This window comes from Oleiphilus sp. HI0066 (assembly GCF_001635725.1).
This window is the reverse complement of record NZ_LWFH01000757.1, coordinates 1-5,958: the sequence shown is the minus strand read 5'-3', so window position 1 is coordinate 5,958 and position 5,958 is coordinate 1. Positions and strand designations below refer to the sequence as shown.

Below are 5,958 nucleotides of genomic sequence, written 5' to 3'. Positions count from 1 at the left end.
TGGTGGATCTTGATGGTTCTGAGTCAGTGCAATCGATAGTAATCAGCGATGTGCCAGTGGGTGCGACGTTATCAGCTGGCGTTGATAACGGTGATAATAGCTGGACCTTAAGTGTCGATCAGTTGGTCGGTCTAACGATTACGCCACCGTTGCATGATAGCGAAGACTTCAGCTTATCGGTGTTGGCGAGCGTGGCAGATGTCGATCCTGAGACAGGAGAGGTGAGTACGTCTGAGACCTTGTCGACGATGGATGTTGAGGTTAACGCGGTCGTGGATAGCTTGAGTATTGAGGGAGACATTACAAGGTTATTTGAAGACTATGCTATCCCTCTACAGATGTCTGTTCAGCTGGATGATCTTGACGGATCGGAGGCTATTAGTGCAGTGGCAATCAGCGATTTGCCCTCAGGCGCGCAGCTCTCTGCAGGTTATGATGACGGTTACGGTACATGGATATTGACCGCTGCTGAATGGCAAGGTCTAGAGATCATTCCGCCTGAGCACAGTAGTGATGATTTTGTGTTGAGCATCGAGTTTACGTTGACTGATACTGATCCGAACACGGGACTAACAAGTGAAGTACAGCAAACGTTGCTCCACACTATCTATATAGATCCAGTAGCTGATACACCAACATTGACTGTTGAAGACGTTGAGGGCGATGAGGATTCGGCTATAGCGCTTTTAGTTAGCACTGATGTGATTGACGAAGATGGTTCAGAGAAAATAACCCATATCGAGTTGGCCGGCGTTCCTGCGGGTGCGCAATTGAATAAAGGCATTGATCGTGGTGAAGGCATTTGGGAGGTGTCGGGGTCTGATTTGACAGGCTTAACCATTACTCCTCCTCCACACAGTAGTGATGATTTTACATTAACCATTACTACATTTATTGATGACATTGATAGCGACACTGGCCTGATTTCTAAAGCTGAGACAAGTGACACGCTGACTGTTGTTGTTAACGAGGTTGCTGACACAGCGATAATTGTCGCTAACGATGTGAATGGAGTAGAGGATAGCGCAATTGCTCTTGATATTTCGGTGGCTGTGACTGCCGGTAGTGACGAAACAATTGCAGACATTATGTTATTGAATGTCCCTCTTGGAGCGCAACTATCCGCTGGCATTGATATGGGTAATGGCGAATGGATACTCACTGCCGATGATTTAGTAGGCTTAACATTTACTCCCGTAGAGCATGATAGTGCGGACCATACTATAACAGTTGTTGTTACTACTGTTGATCAAGATGATGATGATCTATCGAGCAGCCAGTTCGAGACACAAGCTAGCTTTATGATCAACGTTGAGGCTGAGGCAGATGCACCTAACGTCACAGCCGAGCATGCATTAGGATTGGTTGATACTCCCATTGAGCTTAACCTATCTGCGGATCTGATTGATCTTGATGGTAGTGAGTTGTTTAGTTCATTGACTTTGAGTGGATTGCCCAGTGGGGCAACGCTGTCCGCAGGAATAGATTTGGGTAACGGTAGCTATACACTTACAAAGTCTGATCTAGAGGATCTAACTCTCACTTCTGCACCCGGTGATAGCGGTAATTTCAGCCTTACCTTAACGGTGAACAGCGAAGATACCGATGCAGAATCGATGTTGACAACATCCGCTAGTAGCGTTGTTGAATTCGATGTGAATGTCGTGCCGTTATTCAGCGCGTCCATTGATGAGGATAATATTCTTACGATTGACACAGCGGATATTGATACCGAGGTGATCTCAATTGACGAGATGGTATTGGATGATCCAAGCCAAGCGACTGTCAGTCCCCTTAGTGATGGCAGTTTTGAATTTGTGCCAACTTTGCATCTTGATGGTGAAATGGGATTCATTGTTACCATCACTGATAATAATGGTAATCAGCTCAGCGTACCAGGCGTCGTGAATGTTGCAGGTATTGCTGACCAACCGCTGGTAAATATCATTGACTATTTTAGTCTCGAGGTGCCTCCTGAGCCAGTAAGTGGCGAGCTCGATATGAGTAGTAGCGCTAATCCAATTAATATCGACTTGACGGATAATGATTTCCAGATTATCGCGGATGGGGTTGAGGGTGATTACTATGACTTAGATGAGGTCACTGGCAGTCCTGGTGATGATACCTATTCGTTTGGGCAACTTGAGGATGGGGATAGCTTTACCATCAATAGCGGCGGCGGAAACGATACACTTGATTTCTCTAACTACATATCCGAGCAAGTTACGATCGATCAAATTGCCGGAATAGCCTCGATAGATCTTGGTAACGGAGAGAGTGCTACCGTCTATTTTAACGATATCGACCTTTTTTCATTCTCTTCAGCAGTTTTTGACGGTAATCCACATTTCGTGTCAGTCCAGGCAAAAGAATGGGAGTTCGAGGGTAAGAGTTTCGCGATTAACTCAATTAGTGACGGTGCTGATCGAGCGACAGCTTTGATAGGATTTGCCGGTACCTTGGCTGAGTCTTTTCAACTAGAGACCACGGTCGCAACATATAACCTGCCGGGGCCGGAGTATAAAAATGGGGCCATAATCTTTGATTATGTCGATATTAATAATTATAAAGCCGCTTACATGCGTGTTGGTAAACAAGGTTGGGAGTTCAATCAGATTGAAAACGGTATTGAAAATAGCGATATCGTCGCTGACACCTTTGTTCCGGAAACAATTACTGTTGGTGAGCCAAATGCGATGACATTGGTCGTAGATGGCAGCGTCGCGTCCATTGTAGTAGATGGTGTTGTAAAAACAGCTTATGACTTCGGAGAATTACTGAACGATGGCTCGATTGGTATTCAAAATCACAATGCTGAGTCAGATTTTACTATCTCGATGGCACCATCGAATTGGGCTCCGTCACTCTTGGATCAGCAGCAGTCTATGCGCATCGACCAAGGGAGTATAGATTCAGATAATGTCATTACTACAGCCACAGATGCGGAGGGTGACATTCTTATCGTTCAATCATTTACTCAGGGCAGTAACGGAGCTGTTCTTGATAATGGTGACGGCACATTCACATACACTCCAGTAGATGGTTTTCTCGGTCGAGACAGTTATCAAGTAACGATATCCGATGGGTTTAATGTATCAGTAGCCACTGTGGTCGTTGATGTACTTCCTGATGCAGCTTTGGTTGTTGAAAATTGCGCTAATTATGGTCTGAATGCAGAGGCTTCATTGGTTGATATCGATGGCTCAGAAACTCTGTCTGTAATGTTATTGGACCTGCCCGTAGGATCTATAGTGACGGACGGAGCCCTCACTGCTGAGGTGATGGTAATCGACGGTATTTCTCAAGCACTACTTACAGGTTTTGATTTGGGCAATCTCGAAATATCCCACCCAGAAGGCTTTAATGGCAGTTACGATCTATTAGTTAATGCAGTTGCCAGCGAGAGCGATACTCAAGCTTCAGCATCGACAACACTATCAATAACGACTCTCTGCGACCATGGTGTGTCGGTCTCTGCCAGCAGTATCAGTGAGGTGGAAGATACAGTAATGGCTCTTAATATTGTTGTTTATAAGGGGGCATCCGAAACAGCAGTGGTTCAGGGCATCACTATTAGTGGTGTGCCTGAAGGTGTGCTGCTATCTTCCGGTGTAAATCAGAGTGGTGGCGTTTGGTCGTTAACAGAGGCTGAGCTAGTCGGATTGACCTTGACGCCAATTGAGCACCAAGATGATAACTTTACGCTTACAGTTGATGTCACTACTGACGATATCAATCATCCCTCATTGAGTGACAGTGTCGAGGTTGATATTCGCGCCCAAGCAGATCAACCACAGCTGACCGTCTATGATGCTCAAACGTCAATTAACCAGTCCGTCGAACTGAATATAACGCCCGCGTTAGTTGATATGGATGGATCTGAACAGATCGATCATATCGTTATTACAGGCTTGCCAGAGGGGGCAACACTATCTGCTGGTTCTGCACAGTTGGATGGAAGTGTTCACTTAACGGAAGCCGAATTGACTGGACTGACCCTGCAACCTGCCACGGATGACGATAATGATTTTGTACTCTCGGTGCAGATTCATATAACTGACACTGATAGTGACACAGGAGCACAGGACAGCGCTTATATAGAGGCCGATTTAGCAGTGAGTTTCAACGATACGTCTGTGATTGATGGTCTGCTTGGCGATCCACTTAATAGCAGTGTTAGCACTGATGAAGACACGGCAGTAGCGTTAGAACTTGGTCCGATTACACCTGCGGACAGTGATGAGACGTTATCGTCTTTAACTATCAGCAATGTACCTTTATTGGCGAATTTGAGTGCAGGTATTAATAACGGTTTCGGTAATTGGTCGGTACCATTGTCTGATGTTGATGGGCTGATATTTACTCCCTCCCCGGACAGCAGCGCAGATGTAATTCTTGGTACTGCTTTGACAATTAGTGAAGGCACTACAACTGAGGTATTTACGGGAGAAGTTTCGGTTGAAATCAATGCAGTGGCGGATGATGTTTTGCTTGATACTGAAATTACTCGCTTATTTGAGGACTACACTATTCCGCTTCAAATGGATATTGGTTTGCTTGATACAGATGGATCAGAGACCTTTACCCTAGTCAGCGTCAGCGATATTCCGGGTGGTGCTACCCTTACAGCGGATACTAATAGTTGGTCGGATGTGAATACTTTTATGATTACTCCCCCAATTCATAGTAGTAGTGATTTTACCCTCAGTGTTAGCGTTCATTCACAAGATACTGATCCTGACACCGGAGTTATTTCTTCAAAAGTAACGGATTCGACACTGACGGTGTACGTCGACCCAGAAGCAGATGTGCCGACGCTTACATTGCTTTCCGGAGAGATAAATGATGACAATGAGATTCCTTTACAGATCGATGTTGCTCTCGCCGATAATGACGGTTCAGAGCAGGTTAGCGAGGTAATTCTGTCTAATATTCCACAGAGTTCATCTTTGTCAGCAGGGCATGATTTAGGAGATGGTCGCTGGTCGCTTACTGTTGATCAACTCGTTGATCTAAGATTCATTCCTGATGGAATTTTAGCTGATCCGATATCAATCACCGTGACAGCTTATATTAAGGATACTGATCCAGATACCTATTTGATTTCTGAGCTGTCTCACTCAGGCGAATTGATTGTTTCGATGTTGGACGATTCTGGAATTGATGATCCAATTGTAATTGATGGTCCTAACCCGGTTGACCCAGTCGATCCGACTGATCCAATCGATCCATCGAACCCTAGTGCTGACGGTGATCCACTGACGGGGGCTGTCACTGTAGCAGAAGACGCAGTTTTTGATCTTGAATTGGGTCCATTAACTCCCATTGATGTTAATGAAACAATGAGCAGTGTCACGATCGGTGGTGTGCCAACTGGAGCGATTTTGTCAGCGGGTACGAATAACGGTGATGGCACCTGGACAGTGGATCCCGCTGATCTTGACGGTTTGAGCCTTACGCCAGTCGAACATTCCAGCGATGACTTTACATTAACGACTGCAGTAACGTTCACAGAGGGCGATGTTAGTGAAGTTTATAATGGTTCGGTAGAAGTTACTTTGGAAGCAGTCGCTGATGCGCCTGCGGTGAGTGCGAGTGATGTAAATGGTGATGAGAATAGTGCTATTGCCTTGGATATCACTGGTAGCCTAGCAGATAACGACGGTTCTGAGTCAGTTACTGGTTACACTATCAGCGATGTGCCGTTAGATGCTACGTTATCTGCTGGCACTGACAATGGAGATGGTAGCTGGACGTTGACAGCCGCTGAGCTTGCCGGTCTCACGATCACGCCAGCAATAGGCCATCTAAGCGATATCGTTCTGCAGGTCACGATTCATAATGAAGATGTTGATCCCGATGATAGCAGCCAAGTCGATAGCAATAGTGCAACGACGTCAATGACTGTAACAATTAATCCGGTTATTGATGGCCCGAATCCGGTTGACCCAGTCGATC

Annotated in this window: 1 protein-coding gene; it reads left to right on the top strand. The window is 45.7% G+C overall.

The window, feature by feature from the left end; translation table 11 throughout:
• Window positions 1-26: 26 nt before the first annotated feature.
• Window positions 27-5,958: Ig-like domain-containing protein (locus A3738_RS09150; protein ID WP_197473751.1), on the top strand; the 5,932-nt coding region annotated here is incomplete at its 3' end.